Annotated in this window: 8 protein-coding genes; 2 read left to right on the top strand and 6 right to left on the bottom strand. The window is 61.9% G+C overall.

The window, feature by feature from the left end; translation table 11 throughout:
- Positions 1–97: 97 nt before the first annotated feature.
- The 3 genes from ACQ66J_RS08765 to ACQ66J_RS08755 form a co-directional block, all read right to left on the bottom strand.
- Positions 98–2,011 (bottom strand): N-acyl-D-amino-acid deacylase family protein, encoded by a 1,914-nt coding sequence (locus ACQ66J_RS08765; RefSeq protein ID WP_430431312.1) that lies wholly within the window; start codon positions 2,009–2,011, stop codon positions 98–100.
- A 27-nt stretch (positions 2,012–2,038) separates the two neighbouring features.
- The gene (locus ACQ66J_RS08760) at positions 2,039–2,947 is read right to left on the bottom strand and encodes an alpha/beta fold hydrolase (RefSeq protein ID WP_430431311.1); all 909 of its coding nucleotides are present in this window, start codon (positions 2,945–2,947) and stop codon (positions 2,039–2,041) included.
- A gap of 141 nt (positions 2,948–3,088) precedes the next feature.
- Positions 3,089–3,934 carry a hypothetical protein gene (locus ACQ66J_RS08755; protein ID WP_430431310.1) on the bottom strand — a complete coding sequence of 282 codons (846 nt, stop codon included), beginning with the start codon at positions 3,932–3,934 and terminating at the stop codon, positions 3,089–3,091.
- Between the two features lie 69 nt (positions 3,935–4,003).
- Here ACQ66J_RS08755 and ACQ66J_RS08750 point away from each other — a divergent pair, with 69 nt between their 5' ends.
- A complete protein-coding gene (locus ACQ66J_RS08750; RefSeq protein WP_430431309.1) occupies positions 4,004–4,678 on the top strand; it encodes a Fe2+-dependent dioxygenase in 675 nt (224 codons plus the stop codon).
- Here ACQ66J_RS08750 and ACQ66J_RS08745 read toward each other — a convergent pair whose 3' ends face one another.
- Positions 4,679–6,343 carry an aminotransferase class V-fold PLP-dependent enzyme gene (locus tag ACQ66J_RS08745; protein ID WP_430431308.1) on the bottom strand — a complete coding sequence of 555 codons (1,665 nt, stop codon included), beginning with the start codon at positions 6,341–6,343 and terminating at the stop codon, positions 4,679–4,681.
- A 109-nt stretch (positions 6,344–6,452) separates the two neighbouring features.
- Between ACQ66J_RS08745 and ACQ66J_RS08740 the strand changes: the two genes are divergently transcribed.
- Positions 6,453–6,911 carry an Lrp/AsnC family transcriptional regulator gene (locus tag ACQ66J_RS08740; protein WP_375550173.1) on the top strand — a complete coding sequence of 153 codons (459 nt, stop codon included), beginning with the start codon at positions 6,453–6,455 and terminating at the stop codon, positions 6,909–6,911.
- A gap of 57 nt (positions 6,912–6,968) precedes the next feature.
- Here ACQ66J_RS08740 and ACQ66J_RS08735 read toward each other — a convergent pair whose 3' ends face one another.
- Positions 6,969–13,397: an Ig-like domain-containing protein gene (locus tag ACQ66J_RS08735; RefSeq protein ID WP_430431307.1), complete on the bottom strand. Its 6,429-nt coding sequence runs from the start codon at positions 13,395–13,397 to the stop codon at positions 6,969–6,971.
- Between the two features lie 188 nt (positions 13,398–13,585).
- Positions 13,586–13,888 (bottom strand): hypothetical protein, encoded by a 303-nt coding sequence (locus ACQ66J_RS08730; RefSeq protein ID WP_430431306.1) that lies wholly within the window; start codon positions 13,886–13,888, stop codon positions 13,586–13,588.
- Positions 13,889–13,930 lie beyond the last annotated feature (42 nt).

Here is a 13,930-nt window from a genome sequence, read left to right as displayed (position 1 = left end):
TCGCCCACGAGCCCTTAGGGCTCGCAAAGCCAAAGGCCGCCCGCAGCGCAGCGAGGATCGACCGAGCGGAGCGAGGGAGCACAGAAAAAGTCCCGCTTTATTCCGCCGCCAGCGCTTCGGGCTTGGTCTGGCGGCCGCCGCTCCAGCTTTCGTGACGCAGCGCGCGGCCCAGGGGCGTCCGGCCTGCTGCAGGGGTGAAATCGCCCTGCGCGTAAACCGGCTCGCCCGCCACCAGCACTGTCGTCACCACCCCGTCAGAGCGATTGACCATCTGCTCGTGGCCGTAATCCTCGCGCCAGATAAACCGGCTGCCGGCTTCTGAATCATAGCGCGCCAACGCCTCGGGATTGACGACGGTCACATCGGCGCAATCGCCGAGTTCGATCCGGCCCGCCTTGACGCCCAGAAAGTCCGCCGGCTCTCGCGTCAAACGCCGGATCTGGCTCGCCACGCGCTCCAGACCTTCCTCTTGCGCCAGCTTGAGCGCCCGCAGATTGCCGTCATAAAAGGCCATATTGGTGATGTGAGCGCCGGAATCGTTGAAGCCCGGCAAGGTCAGGGGGTGGTTGATCAGCTCCCGGATCGTCTCGGGATCGCGATTGGCGGACACCGTCCACCAGCGCAGCCCCAGATCAAATTCTTCAAACAAGGCCAACACAAAGCCGGCTTCGGTCGCAGCGGTGTCGGGCAGGCGCTCAAACACGCCTTGTTCCGCATGGGTGCGGGCGAAAGCCGGATCGACGCGCCAGGCGCGATAGCGATCAAAGACCTGCTGGAAGCTCTCGCCCGTCCAGATTTCCGGACCGCCAGAGTGAAAGATCATCTGCTCGAAATCGCGGTCGAACGCCAGGCTCTCCATCTTCATCATGCGCTTGAAACGGGCGGGTCCGAACCCGGTCTTGCCCGTCATCCACATCTTCGAGAAGCGCGCCTGGAAGGCCGTGTCTTTCAACAGCGCCTTGCGCCCGTCCACGTCCTCAAGATCCAACTCGTTAAGCTCACGCAGGGCCGGCACTTCTTCGGCCAGAGGATTGATGGGCCCGTCCCAGAACACCTTGAAGGGCGCAGCCAGGGCCTGAAACCGAAAATGCCCCTTCAAAAGCTGGGAGTTGAACAGATGGCTGAGGATCATAGCCAGTTTCTTCAGCGACCGGTTCGCCGCCACGTCCAGCGCCGCCACCGCTGTCACTTTCAACGGACGGCCATGCAAGCGCCCTGAGGTCAGAAGGAAATTCCGGAACACAGCCAGCGGCTTATCCTTGGGCGGAGTGGCCTGCCAGATACGGTCATTGCGCCGCAAGATCGCGGTCAGGCGCTTGAGCTCTTTATACTGACCAAACTGGGACGGGATCTTCACCCGGCGATTGGGGTCTTCAGACAGGAAGTGGAAGGGCAGGGAATCGGTTGAAAAACCGGCATACCCCTCGGTCATCGCCTGTTCGAGCAGCTCTTCCATGCCGCGCAAATCCGCCTCGCCGGCGGTACGGCTGACCGAGCCGTTCAGCCCCATCACCTGGGCGCGCAGCATGGAATGCGGGATGAGCGGGATGACATTGCAGCCCAGCGGCAGATCATCCAGATGAGAGAAATAGCCCGCTGAGGTCGTCCAGCTGGCGCGCTCGGCGACCTTGCGCAGGACCGGCTTGGGCATGTTCTCGACCCGGGCGAAGCAATCCACCAGCGGATCTTCGCCATTGCGGCGCTGATTGCCGTAAGCGAGGCCGAGCGAGCAATTGGACATCAGAACAGTGGTCGTGCCATGGCGCACCACTTCGCGCAGGGCCGGATCAAACTCCACTTCCAGATCGAGATGGGTATGGATGTCGAGCAAGCCCGGCATCACCCATTCGCCATGCGCCTCGATGACCGTTTCCGCCTGTGTGCGATCCAGATCAGGCCCGCGCGCCGCAATACGGCCGTCCTTGATGGCGATGTCCTCGACTGCCGGAGGCGCTCCGGTTCCATCAAACACAAGCCCGCCGACAATCACCCTGTCCCATGGATGGGTCATGGCGCTCCTCCCAATTGAAGGGCCCTGTTATCGAGCCTTGGGCATAGCGGACTGGAAATTCATAAATCCGTCAAGCACGGCCTTGGGGTCTTCCCAATGCGGATAGTGGCCCACATGAGGCAGGACGAGAGTATCCGCATTCGGAACAAGCGCGCGATAGCGCTCCACCATGTGTGCACCGGAGACCGGATCCAGGCCGCCATCGATCACTTTCATCGGCAGGGTCGAATTGACGAGCGCGCCCACCCAGCGCTCGCGATGCTGGCGGCGTTCTGTGATATAGCCCAATAGCTTATGGCCGATGCGCGGCATGCCGCCCTTTTCCTGCGCAAGCGCCCAGAAGGCGTCCATGTCTTCAGGGTCAGGCTGGGTGTCAGGGCCGAAGACCTCACTCAGCCCTTTGGCGAATTTATCCCGCGTCATCAGGCGCGCCAGAAACGGGCCGAGCGGCGAATGGAGCAGTTTCTGCGTCAGTGTGGCGCGATGCTGTTCGGGGAACAGGCCGCCATTGAGAAAACAGATCGACTGCAGCGTCACCGCCGACGCATCCCCTTGCTCGAGATGCCGCGCCAGCAATTCCTGCGCGACCGTGTCGCCATAATCATGGACAAAGAGATGGCAGGCCTTGATCTCGAGATGCGCAAAAAAGGCGTCATGCAAATCTGCCTGATCCATGATTGAATACGCGTATCGGACCGGTTTGTCGGAATAGCCGAAACCGATCATGTCCAGAACGGCGACCCGGTAATCCCTACACAGATCATCCCAGAGCTGCACCCAGTCCCAGCTGGCGGTGGGAAAGCCATGGATCAGAACCAGAACCGGCTTGGAATCCTCGGACCAATCCCCGCCTGTGCGATAAAAAATGTCGTGGCCGCGATACTTGAAAAACGCGCCCGCGGCGCGCCAGGCTTGCAAACTCGCCTGTGCCTGCATGATATCTCCCCTTGTGCGAACCGCTTTGTTTCCGGCGGCTTGTCTGGGAAGAGCATGGGGCGCAGACGCGCCTTGTTCAATAAAAACCCCGCCGCAATGGCCTGCGGCGGGGTTGTTTGACCGTCAGAACGCCGAGTGCGGCTAGCGCATGACGGCGAGCGACGCCTGCGTAGACGCCGTGTTCAGCTCGGCCCGGTTCATCGGATAGCTGTCTTGCGGCGCGGCGCTGGGATAGGCCTGAGCCAGCAAAGCCAGAGCGTCGCGAATGCGCGCCGCACCTTCAGGCAGCTCTGCGTCGATCATGGCTTCATGGCCCTCAAACGCAGTCTTGCCGGCGATGTAGAAGCCATAACCATCCAGATACGGGCCATAGGCCGGATTGTCCTGGGCGATCCGATACATATCCACTGCGCGGTCGATCTGGTCTGCGGCGACGCCAGCCGCGATCCGGGCCTGAGACGTGCCGTCATCGGGCGCCTGGGTCATCGCCTGGCGCAAGGTCGCGATGATAGCGTCCGTGCGCGCAACGATCTCGTCATGGCTGGCGTCATTGAAGACCGCCGCTGACGCATCCAGAAACTGGCCTTCAAACGGTTCGACGCCCAATTGCTGGAAGGTGTCTTCCATATCAAACAGCACTTCGCTGGCCGGGTGCGCGAACATCTCGCCCGCCGCGTCGATCTCACCCATGGCGTGAGCGTCGCGGGCGGCGATCACATGAGCTTCGGCTACGGCCAGAGCCGCGCCATAGACCACTGGATCAGTGGCGGCGTCTTCCACCACAACCCCGCCTTCGCCCTCGCCGGTCATACCAGGCGGCGTTGCAGAGGGCTCAGGGGAAGCAGCGGCGTGTGCGTCATCAGGCGCGGACTGGGTGGCGGGAGCTTGAGCGCCAGTCTCAGAGGCGGGCTCGCATGCAGCGACGAGGCCGCCGGTCAGCACAAGGCCCAGGCCCATGGCGGTGACGCGTTTGAACTGCTGTTTCATGGGAACCCCTGTTCACCCCGAAATTGGAAGGATAAAGTAGAAACTGCAAATCGTTCGCAGGAAGTCAACATGCATCTGACAATCGGTAGCATCTTGAGTGCAGAGAGTTTGGCGGAGGCCCGCGCCCTGATGGACCAGCTGCGCTGGAGCGACGGCGCCAAAACCGCCGGCCCGACCGCACGCCGGGTCAAACGCAATCGACAAGCGGATTTGAGCTCCAACACCGGCGCCAGACTTAAAACCCTGCTTGAATCCGCGCTCGCCGCACACGTTACATTCAACGCGGCCACACGTCCAAAGCGCTTTTCAAAACTTCTGGTCACCGAGACGTCAGATGGCGGCGAGTATGGCGCGCATGTGGACAATCCCTTCATGGGACGCGGCGAGGCGCGCATTCGCACCGATGTGTCGTTCACCCTCTTTCTGTCGGATCCGGACAGCTATGAAGGCGGCGAGCTGGTCATCGACCAGGCGGGCGCCACCCAATCGGTCAAAGGTCAGGCCGGAGACGTTTTCGTTTATCCCTCGACCTATCTGCATGCGGTGTCGCCCGTCACGTCGGGCGTGCGCCGGGTCTGTGTGGGATGGATTGAGAGCGATATTCCGGACGCTGGGGATAGAGAGTTATTGTTCGACCTTGAAAACCTGCACGCCAGCTTGAGCCGTCAGCATACGCCACACTCACCGGAAATGCTCACCGTGACGAAGCTGTTCGCCAATCTCAGCCGACGCCTCTCGCGCTGATCAGGCGGGCACGCGGAAGCGCCGCAAGCCGTCTACGCTCTCTGGCAAGCGGCCGCAGCACGGCTCGGGCTCGAGCGTCTGCGCCAGGGCCTGAGCCTCTGTTAACGCGGCCTGCATCATCGCCTTGCCGCCCGTCAGCGAAGCCAGACCCGTCTCTTCCCCCTGTCGCCGGTTACGCCAGGCGCCGGTCTCAGCGTCAAAGCTATAAAGCGGCAGGAATTTCGCCCCCTGCTCGGCGATGAACAGCACCGCCGCGATCAGATAGTCGATCTCGGCCTTATCCATAACCCAGTGCAGGCTGAGCCGGCACCATCCCGGACGCAGGCCGGTATAACCTGACAGGACAGCGCTGCGATGTTCGCTTGTGGTCTGTTCATCCAGATCCAGCAAATGATGCGCATACGGCCCGGCGCAGGAACAACCCGCCCGCGCCTGAACGCCAAACAGATCATTGAGCAAGGTCGCCACAAACCGGGGATGCAGCATTTCGCCGTCCCGGGATCCGATATTGAACGAGACAATGCCGATGCGCCGGTCTGGATCGCGAGACCCCAGAATGTTGATCGCAGGGTGTGCGCGCCAGGCGTCGAACGCCCGTTTCAGGGCCGCGTGTTCACGATGCTCTATGCGCTCATAACCCAATGCGCCCAGCGCGTTCAGCGACAGCGCCGCGCGCATCATCTGCATCACGCCCGGCGTGCCGGCCCTCTCACGCGCGGCGATGTCGGTGATGAAATCATGGCTGTCCGGCGTGACATAGGTGACGGTCCCGCCCCCGGGCAAAGTCGGCGGCAAGTCGCTGCGATAGAGCCTCGCCTTGAACGCCAGAATCCCGCACGCGCCGGGCCCGCCAATCAATTTGTGGGGCGAGAAGTAGACCGCATCCGGCGCTGACTCAGGCTCCCCCTCAGGATTCATGTCGATTGGCAGATACGGCGCGCTCGCCGCGCAATCGAGACACAAGATCGCGTCATGGGCGTGCAGCAGTCGCGCCAGTCGCGACACGTCCGTGCGCATTCCGGTGACATTGGAGGCCGCTGAAAACGCGCCAATCTTTCTCCGATCCGCATAAGCGGGGTCCGACAGAGCACGGGCCAGATGGTCGAAATCCACGCCGCCCTCGGCATCCAGCCCGATGCGGACGATCTCGACCTGCGCCTCACGCCAGGTCAGCTCGTTGGAATGGTGCTCATAGGGCCCCACGAACACGACCGGCGCGCGCGCGTTCAGCTCAGCCTGAACGCGCTCGGCTTCAGCCTGACCCAGGATCTCGACCAGCGCCTGTTGGCGCGCGGCTTTTGTGGCGGGCGCTTCAATAACACCCAAAATCTGTTGCAAACGCTCAATGGCGCCCGTAGCGCCAGAACCGCACGCGATCACCACATCGTGGTCGCCCGCATTGATCGCGGTCTTTAACAGGGCTTCGGCGCGATGAAGCCAGGCCGTCGCCTCACGCCCGGTCGCGCTGTCATCACTGTGCGGGTTCGCATACAGAGGCTGCAGCGCAACTAGCTGGTCTTCAATGCGTTGATCGCCCCGCCCTGAAGCCGCGTAGTCGGCATAGACCAGAGGCTTGAGCCCGAAAGGCGTGCGCAAGACGGCGTCCCCGCCGATCAAGGCGTCGCGTGCCGCGTCAATCGGATCCGGGGTGAGCGCATGAGTCATGACAGGGCCTTTCCGCTGCCCCCATGAAACACTCCTTCCCTGAGTGATAATCGCTCAATTCTCTACTATATTGCCCCGCACGTAGAGAAATTCACTCCGAAAGGCGAATCTGATGACGCTTGACGACTATGACAAAAAGCTGCTGCGTCTGATGCAGGATGACTCAGACCGCACCGTGCAGGATTATGCGGACGCCATCGGGCTGAGCGCCACGCCCACCGCGCGCCGGATGAAACGGCTGAGCGACGCCGGCGTGATCCGCAAGCAGGTCAGCCTGCTGGATCCGGACGCCTTGGGCCTGAAAACCACCTTATTCGTCTTTATCCGGACGAGCCGACATGACGGCGACTGGCTGGACGCGTTTTCCAAAGGCGTCAAACGCATGCCCGAAGTGGTGGAGTTCTATCGCATGGGCGGGGACGTGGATTACCTGCTGAAGATCATGCTGCCGGAAATCTCGGACTATGACGCGGTCTATAAACGCCTGATCGCGATCGCGCCCCTGTCAGACGTCTCCGCCTCCTTCGCCATGGAAGCGCTCAAGAACACGACGGAATTACCGCTCTGAACATCACATGAAATACCAAGGACGGGCGCCTGGGCCCGCCCTTGCTGCATGCGATCCTTACTGTCCCAGGCTGAGCGGGAAGCGCACATTGAAGCGGGCTGAGTTCGCTTCAAAATCCGATTGTCCGATTCCGGACATGCCCACAGAGACCTGCAAAATGGCGCCATTGCCCAAGATGGCTGAAACTCCGAGCTCGCCGTCCGCGCGGAAATCTGAACCCTCGTCAGTGAACAATCCGCTTTCGGTCAGAAGATCCGCCGGCTGGTAATCCCAAACCGCCCTCACACGCGAGCTCAGCTCCCAGCGGGCGCCATTGCTGCGCTCATGCCGCCAGATCAGCTCAGGTCCAGCGGACAGACGCCCCAGCTGGACGCTCTGACCCGGTATCGTGATCCCCAGGCTGTCGGTGTAGGCATCCTGGTTTTCTTCAAAATGGGTGAGCGTCGCCTGCGGCCGCACCATCCAGGGACCGCGCGCGTACTGGCCGGTCAGGTTGGCGCGCACCATCCAGCGGTCTGTCTCGAACTCATCCTCGTAAAGCCCTAGAGGATTGACGGTGTTCGAACTGGTCCCATACATCGCCAGACCATCAAAGATGACCCGGTCAGCCATGCGCCAGACCATATAGGGTCCGGCCATCCAGCCTTCGCCGTCAACGCGTGCGCCGGCTATGGCGCCCGCCTCTTCAAAGACCTCCCGAGCGGTTTCATCCATCCAGTCAAACTGGACCATCGCCCCGATCAACACATCATCGGACAGAGCCCAGTCAGCACCGAGCTGCGCCACACCGAAATCACTCTCTGCGCGCTCACCGGCGCGATCATCGGTGACGCCGGAAACCTCCGCCGACAGCCAGACGTCCAGTCGTCCCTCATCATCTCGCACATGCGAGGGCATGCCCGGCGCGTCCGCGTGACGGGACTTGGCCTGATTGCGCGCGCCTGCGAGCGACGCCGTCAGGCTCATATTATACCGCCCACGATCCACATCGGCGGAATACAATCCCGCCCCGGTTTCACGCCGCGCCCCCAGCCGCGTCGACAGATCGGGCGCCGCATCAATGATGCGGTCGGCCCGTCGCAGCATGAAATTGCGGATGGCGCGCTGTGTGGCGAGCCTGACCACATCCTCGTCACGCGCATTCTCGAAGGTGCACACAAGGGTTTCACCCGGATCAAGATCAAGGGTCAGAACGCCATTGGCCAGATCGGCTGTGGAGCCGCCATCCAGATCGCCCGCGCAGCTGATCGCTTCAACACGCCATCCCGCCGGAGCGCTTTGGCGGACCTCGTATACACCCTCATCAAGCTCGATCGACGCGCTTTGCGCCTGACCGTTCGCCGTCGACAGCTGCAAGCCGTCAAATGCGGCGATGCTGGAGGCATACACGAAGTCTGCATCCCCCGAGACGCCCGCCGGCGTCGTTGAAATCAGCTGGACTGCGCCCTTGCGGGTGGTCAGCACCAGAGTGATGGGGAACCGCGCCAGCACCACCTCTTCAACCGCCTGCGCGCGGGACGCCCCCGCAGAAGCGGCTGAGGCCGGACCGCTGACCGCTTCACGCACAATCGTCACGGTGCCGGTATAGGAGCCAGCATTGAGCGCCGCCGCCTGGTCATTCACTGCGACCGAGAAATCGATGTCAGACTGCGCCGGGATCACGCCTTCCAGAGGTGTGACGGTCAGCCACTCCACATCGACGCTGGCGCGGAACCGAACCAGCTCGGTGCCTGGATTGGTGACCCTGGCGGTCGCCGCGACGCCCACGGGATCATTCTGATCGATATCGACCTCAACCTCGACCTCGACATCCTCAGCCACCGCGTCAACGCGAAGATCAGAAGCCGTGCTCGAATTGCCCGCGTCATCGACACTTGCGCCAGCCGCCAGTGAAAGGGCGATCTCGCCATAGGTTTGCGGTACAATGCGCACTGTATACGTCTGGGCGTCTATCTGCGTCAGAGTCGACGCGGCGCCGTTCTCGACGCTCAAAGCGCTCAGATCCGGTGTTGTAACCGCCTCGTTGAACGCCAGGGTCAGATCAAAAGGCCCGGTCACTTCAGGGGAATCCGTCGTCAGCTCCGCAATCGGCGCCGTGTTATCGAAGCGAATGGTGGATTCATCTGTTCCCGTCGGCCCCTCACCCTCATAGGCAAAGCCGGACAAGTCCTTGATCGAGCTCGAGGCGTTGATTGACAAACGCACCGCGCCATCGAGATCCGGCAGCCCGCCGCCCGACGCGATAACCTGATAGTTCGCCCCCGAGCCAGACACCGACACGACCGCGCCCCCAGCGCCCGACAGTGAGAAACTGGATGCGCTGACGCCTGTCACAGCTTCATTGAATTCAACACTCCAGCGCACTGAATCGGCATTAGTGACGAGCCCGGTTTCAGCCGTAATGTGCGTCACAACAGGTGGGCTTTCATCCACTTGAAACGACAAGACGTCAGACGCCAGGTTTGGATTGCCCAAGCTGTCCGTCACCGTATCGGGCAGCAAAGCAATGCTCAGATCCCCAGATGCGGGCGGTGTGATCAGGACCGTAAAGCTAGTCTCCGATTGCGTGACCAAAGGTCCGCTGGACGCGTTCACGATCGCCAGATCCGACAGGTCAAACCCGGTCACCGCTTCATCAAAGCTGATGGTGACGGTAAAGGGTTCAAACACTTCGGTGACAGGACTGGCCAGGGTTGCGACCGGGCCCGCATTATCAAGCAAATACGTCTCCGCCCCTGACGGTGTGCCGCCTGTCAGAGGATTGGCGGCGGCATCTTCAATGCTGGCGCCGCCAGAAAGCGCCAGCCCGACCGTGCCGTCCAGTTGGTCCAGGTCACCGCCAGACGCGGTCACCTGATACGCGGCGCCGGATCCCGTAACGCTCGCCACACTCGCGGTCGTTCCGGACAGGGTGAAATCCTCCGCCCCGACATTGACCACATCCTCGCTGAACGCGACGCGCCAGATCAGCGTGTCTGAATTGGTCAGCGCTTCAGCAGGCGTCAGACGGGTGATCGCGTTGAGCACAGGTCTCGTGGTGTCGACCACAGCTGAATCATCTGTGGTGATCGTCCCCGTCGCCGTTGCATCGCTTATTGTGGCGTTGCTTGGATTGGACAAGGTCAGCACCAGCGTTTCGTCCGGTTCGATCACGGCGTCGCCAGCAACTGTGACAGTGACCGTTTTGGTGGTTTCCGAAGGCGCAAAGGTCAGCGTTCCGGTGGCCGCCGTGTAATCGCTGGCGCTGAGCGCCGTGCCGTCAGAGGTCGCGTAATCCACCGTGATGGTCAGGGGCGAAGCCGGGGCCAAGGTCACGGTGAAGTCCAGGTTCGCTGTGCCGGCATCGCCTTCAACAACGCTTGCGTCACTCACGCTCAGCACAGGCTGGGACACCGTCAAACTGGCCGAAGCCGTACCGGAATTTCCCAGATTGGACGTCAGAGCGCCCGTTGTGTTCGCATAGGTGTTCACGCTCGCTGAACTGACATCCACCTGCACGGTGCAGCTGGCGCCTGTATTCACAGACCCGCCCGAATAACTGATGGTTCCCGCCCCCGCCACAGCGGTCACACTGCCCCCGGTACATGTGGTGCTGGCGTTGGGGGGCGTGGATATAGCCAGCCCCGCTGGAAGCGTATGGGAAAACGCCAAAGACGATGCGGAAACCAGACCCGCATTATTATCAATCGTGTAGGTGAGCGTTGACGCCTGCCCCGCAAGCGTCGTCGCGGGCGAGAACGCCATCGAGAATGCGGGAGGCGTGGCCGATTTGGTCACGGTTGCGGCTGCGGTCTGGTTGGTGACGTTCCCTCCCGCATCCGTCAGCGTGGCGGTCAGCGTCAGGGTTCCGTTCGCAAGCCCGGAGACATCAATCGTCACGTCTTGAGTGGCGGTGGTGATGGCCGCACTGCCGGTCACCGTCGCTGCAGCGCTGTCGGTCACCGTGTAGGCATAGGTCGTCCCGACCTCCGCCGTTGTAAAGCGGATATCCGTGGCCGCCTGATTGGTGGCGGTGATCAACGCGTCCTGCCAGGCGACGCCGAAGGCCGCCGGCGCTACACTGTCCACGGTGTGAACCGCGCCGGACGTATAGGCGTTCGGACCGGAATTGCCGGACGCGTCCTGAATATCGGTCGCTGCGTCCAGATCCAGCCGGATCGTGCCGGCGCCGGAAATTGAATTCACCGTGACAGTGACGCTGGTCCCGCTGGATGAAGAGACAGAGGCGATCGTGCCCGCCGCCGAACCGGTCGTCGTCAGCGAGAAGTCGTCAGTCGTGATATTGGAGGCAGCTTCAGTAAAGGCGACGGTGAATGTCACGCTTGTGGCATTGCCGGCGGGAGACCCGGCCAGCGTGATCGAATTGATCTGCGGCGCTTGCGCTTCCTTGGTCGTGGTGTCGGTGGCGGCGCTGCCGGTATTCCCGGCCGGGTCGGTGAGCGTCACAGAGAGGGTGAGCGTGCCGTCGGGTAATCCGGACACATCAATGCCGGTGATCTGATCGGTCGCGGTCGCAATGGTTCCTGTATTGGACACCGAGCCCGCCCCGCCGGACGAGGTGATGGTATAGCTGTACCCGGCCCCCACTTCCGCACTCGCAAAGGTGAACGACGCCGCCCCCTGATTGCCGGAATTCACAGGGTCCTGGTCGAGCGTCGCCGAGTAGCCGGACGGCGCAGTATTATCGAGCGTGTAGGTCTCTTCAGACCCTGGCGTGGTGTTGCTGAGCGCATTGCCGGCCGTATCGGTGATGTCCTGACCGCCAGCGAAGCCGAGATCCACGGTTGCGTTCAGGCTCGCCATGTCGCCGCCGGAAATTGTGACGTCGTAGATGAGCGCGGATGCCGCACTCACGCCGATGGAGGCGCCGCTTGGACCGCTGACACTGAAGTCCGCCGCCCCGACAGCGGTTACGGCCTCGGCGAACGTCACCCGGAATACGACACTGTCGGCGTTGGTGTTTTGACCCGCCGGGGTCTGACGCACGATAGACGTGATCGTCGGCGCGGCGACATCAATTGAGATGACCAGACCGCCGGATGCGGACGAGACATTGCCGGACTCGTCTGTGGCCGTGGCGGTGATCGTGTGCGACCCCGAGGAAAGCGCCCCGGAGGTGTATGTCCAGTTGCCGGAGCCGTCACTTGTGGTCACGCCCAAAGTCCCGTCTGCGGACGAGATCACCGTCACTGTCGCATTAGCTTCCGAGGTTCCCGTGAAGGTCGGCGTGGTGTCCGATGTCAAATTGTCCGTATCGCTCGAGCCCAGATCCGAGGCGGCGGTCATGTCCGGTGCTGAGGGAGCGGACGGGGCCGAGGAATCGATCGTGATGGAGAGGCCCGAAGACGCTGACGACACATTCCCCGCCGCGTCAGTTGCGGTCGCAGTGATCGTCTGAGCGCCAGCTGGCAAAGCTCCGCCAGGGGTGAAGCTCCAATTGCCCGCCCCATTCGCCGTGGTTGTTCCCAGCGAGCCGCTGACGGATGAGCTCACGGTGATGGTTGCGTTCGCCTCTGACGTGCCCGTAAAGGTCGGCGTCGTGTCGCTTGTGAGGTTGTCAGTATTACTGGTCCCTGTATCCGTCCCCGCCGTCATGTCGGGGGTGGAGGGGGCGCTGGGGGCGTCGCGGTCGACCGTATGCGTCGCGCCGGAGGTGAACGCGGAAGGACCGGAATTGCCTGACGCGTCAGAGATATTGGTGCTGCCGTTCAGGTCCAGCCGGATCACGCCCGTGCCGGTGATGCTGTTCACAGTCACGCTGATCGGATCACCGCTGGAGGCGGAGACGCTGGCGATGGTTCCGGTGGCGGAGCCCGACACCGTCGTCAGAGTGAAGTCGTCCGTGCTGACATTATTGGCCGTCTCGTCAAAATCGACCGAGAACGTCACGCTCGTCGCGCCCGCCCCGGGAGAGCCGGATCGGGTGATCGATTGCACAGCCGGCGCCGTGGTGTCGGGCGCCACGGGAACACCAAAGGCGAAGGTGTCCAGAACCCCGGAATTAAACCCTGCACTCGCCTGAATGATGACGTGATCGACGGAATTGAAATCCGAATCCGTCATCGTCAGCGTGCTGGCGCCGGTATAGCTGTTGAAGGTGTCCCGAGCGACTTCAGTTCCAGAGCTGTTATGGCCGGTGACGGTGATGTTCGTCGCGCCCCCCTGATTGTCATACCAGAAGGAATTAAAATCGAAGTTGTCGCCGGAATAGTCGATGCGGATGGTTTCATTCGGCGTGTCGTCAAATCCGAAAATACCAGAGGTGCCGCCTTCGCCTCCTCCGCTGTCGCTCGCGAAGGTTCCTCCGCTGTAGGTAAAGGAAAAGCTGCTATCAGTATAAGGGTTTGCGATCGCGCCAGTAGAGCCGAAGCTGAACGTTACGGTTGTTGGCGAGCCCAGATCCTGCGCCTGAGCCGCCGTGACGGAGATCGCCGTCAACGCCGCGAAAAACGCACTCCGAGCGTAAGTCTTTATTATAGCAAGCATCTGATCCCCCCCAGGCACACAAATATCGCACGCCACGACCCAAAATTGAGCACCGACAGGATAATAGGCGAGCGCAGAAAGTAAATTCCCCCTTTGGGAGATTTTACCGTGCCAGTGACTTGTCTGGCAGATCGTTCAAGAGCCCGCACGCGTTCCGGCCTGATAGATGGACGCACGCCGTCTCGCCGCTAATCCACGCCGAGATCGATATCGTCATCGCCGTCTTCGCGACGCTGGCGTTGTTGCTCGAGCCCCATGCCGACCGCGACACCTGCCCCCGCAGCGTCCTGCACGTCTTGCCTCGGTCGCGACTGGCGCATCAGAAAACGGTACAACACCACGGGGACGAGCACTGCGCCCGCGGCGAACATCGCAAACACGATCCAGCCGCCCGGTCCGACCGGCTCAATCTGCAAGAGCACCGCCAGCAGAACGATCAAGATTGCGCCAGACAGGACCAGCGCCAAGAGTCGTGTGAAAAACCGTTTCATGGTCTCATGATAACGCGGTTAACGCCCGAAAGCTCCCGAATT

The sequence above is a fragment of the Oceanicaulis sp. genome, from assembly GCF_965284345.1.
GTDB lineage: Bacteria > Pseudomonadota > Alphaproteobacteria > Caulobacterales > Maricaulaceae > Oceanicaulis > Oceanicaulis alexandrii_A.
This window is presented reverse-complemented; position numbering and strand designations above follow the sequence as displayed.

Excerpts from the sequence above, each read along its gene's own strand:
- ACQ66J_RS08765 (WP_430431312.1), bottom strand. The coding sequence starts at position 2,011 with ATGACCCATCCATGGGACAGGGTGATTGTCGGCGGGCTTGTGTTTGAT.
- ACQ66J_RS08760 (WP_430431311.1), bottom strand. The coding sequence starts at position 2,947 with ATGCAGGCACAGGCGAGTTTGCAAGCCTGGCGCGCCGCGGGCGCGTTT.
- ACQ66J_RS08755 (WP_430431310.1), bottom strand. The coding sequence starts at position 3,934 with ATGAAACAGCAGTTCAAACGCGTCACCGCCATGGGCCTGGGCCTTGTG.
- ACQ66J_RS08750 (WP_430431309.1), top strand. The coding sequence starts at position 4,004 with ATGCATCTGACAATCGGTAGCATCTTGAGTGCAGAGAGTTTGGCGGAG.
- ACQ66J_RS08745 (WP_430431308.1), bottom strand. The coding sequence starts at position 6,343 with ATGACTCATGCGCTCACCCCGGATCCGATTGACGCGGCACGCGACGCC.
- ACQ66J_RS08735 (WP_430431307.1), bottom strand. The coding sequence starts at position 13,397 with ATGCTTGCTATAATAAAGACTTACGCTCGGAGTGCGTTTTTCGCGGCG.
- ACQ66J_RS08730 (WP_430431306.1), bottom strand. The coding sequence starts at position 13,888 with ATGAAACGGTTTTTCACACGACTCTTGGCGCTGGTCCTGTCTGGCGCA.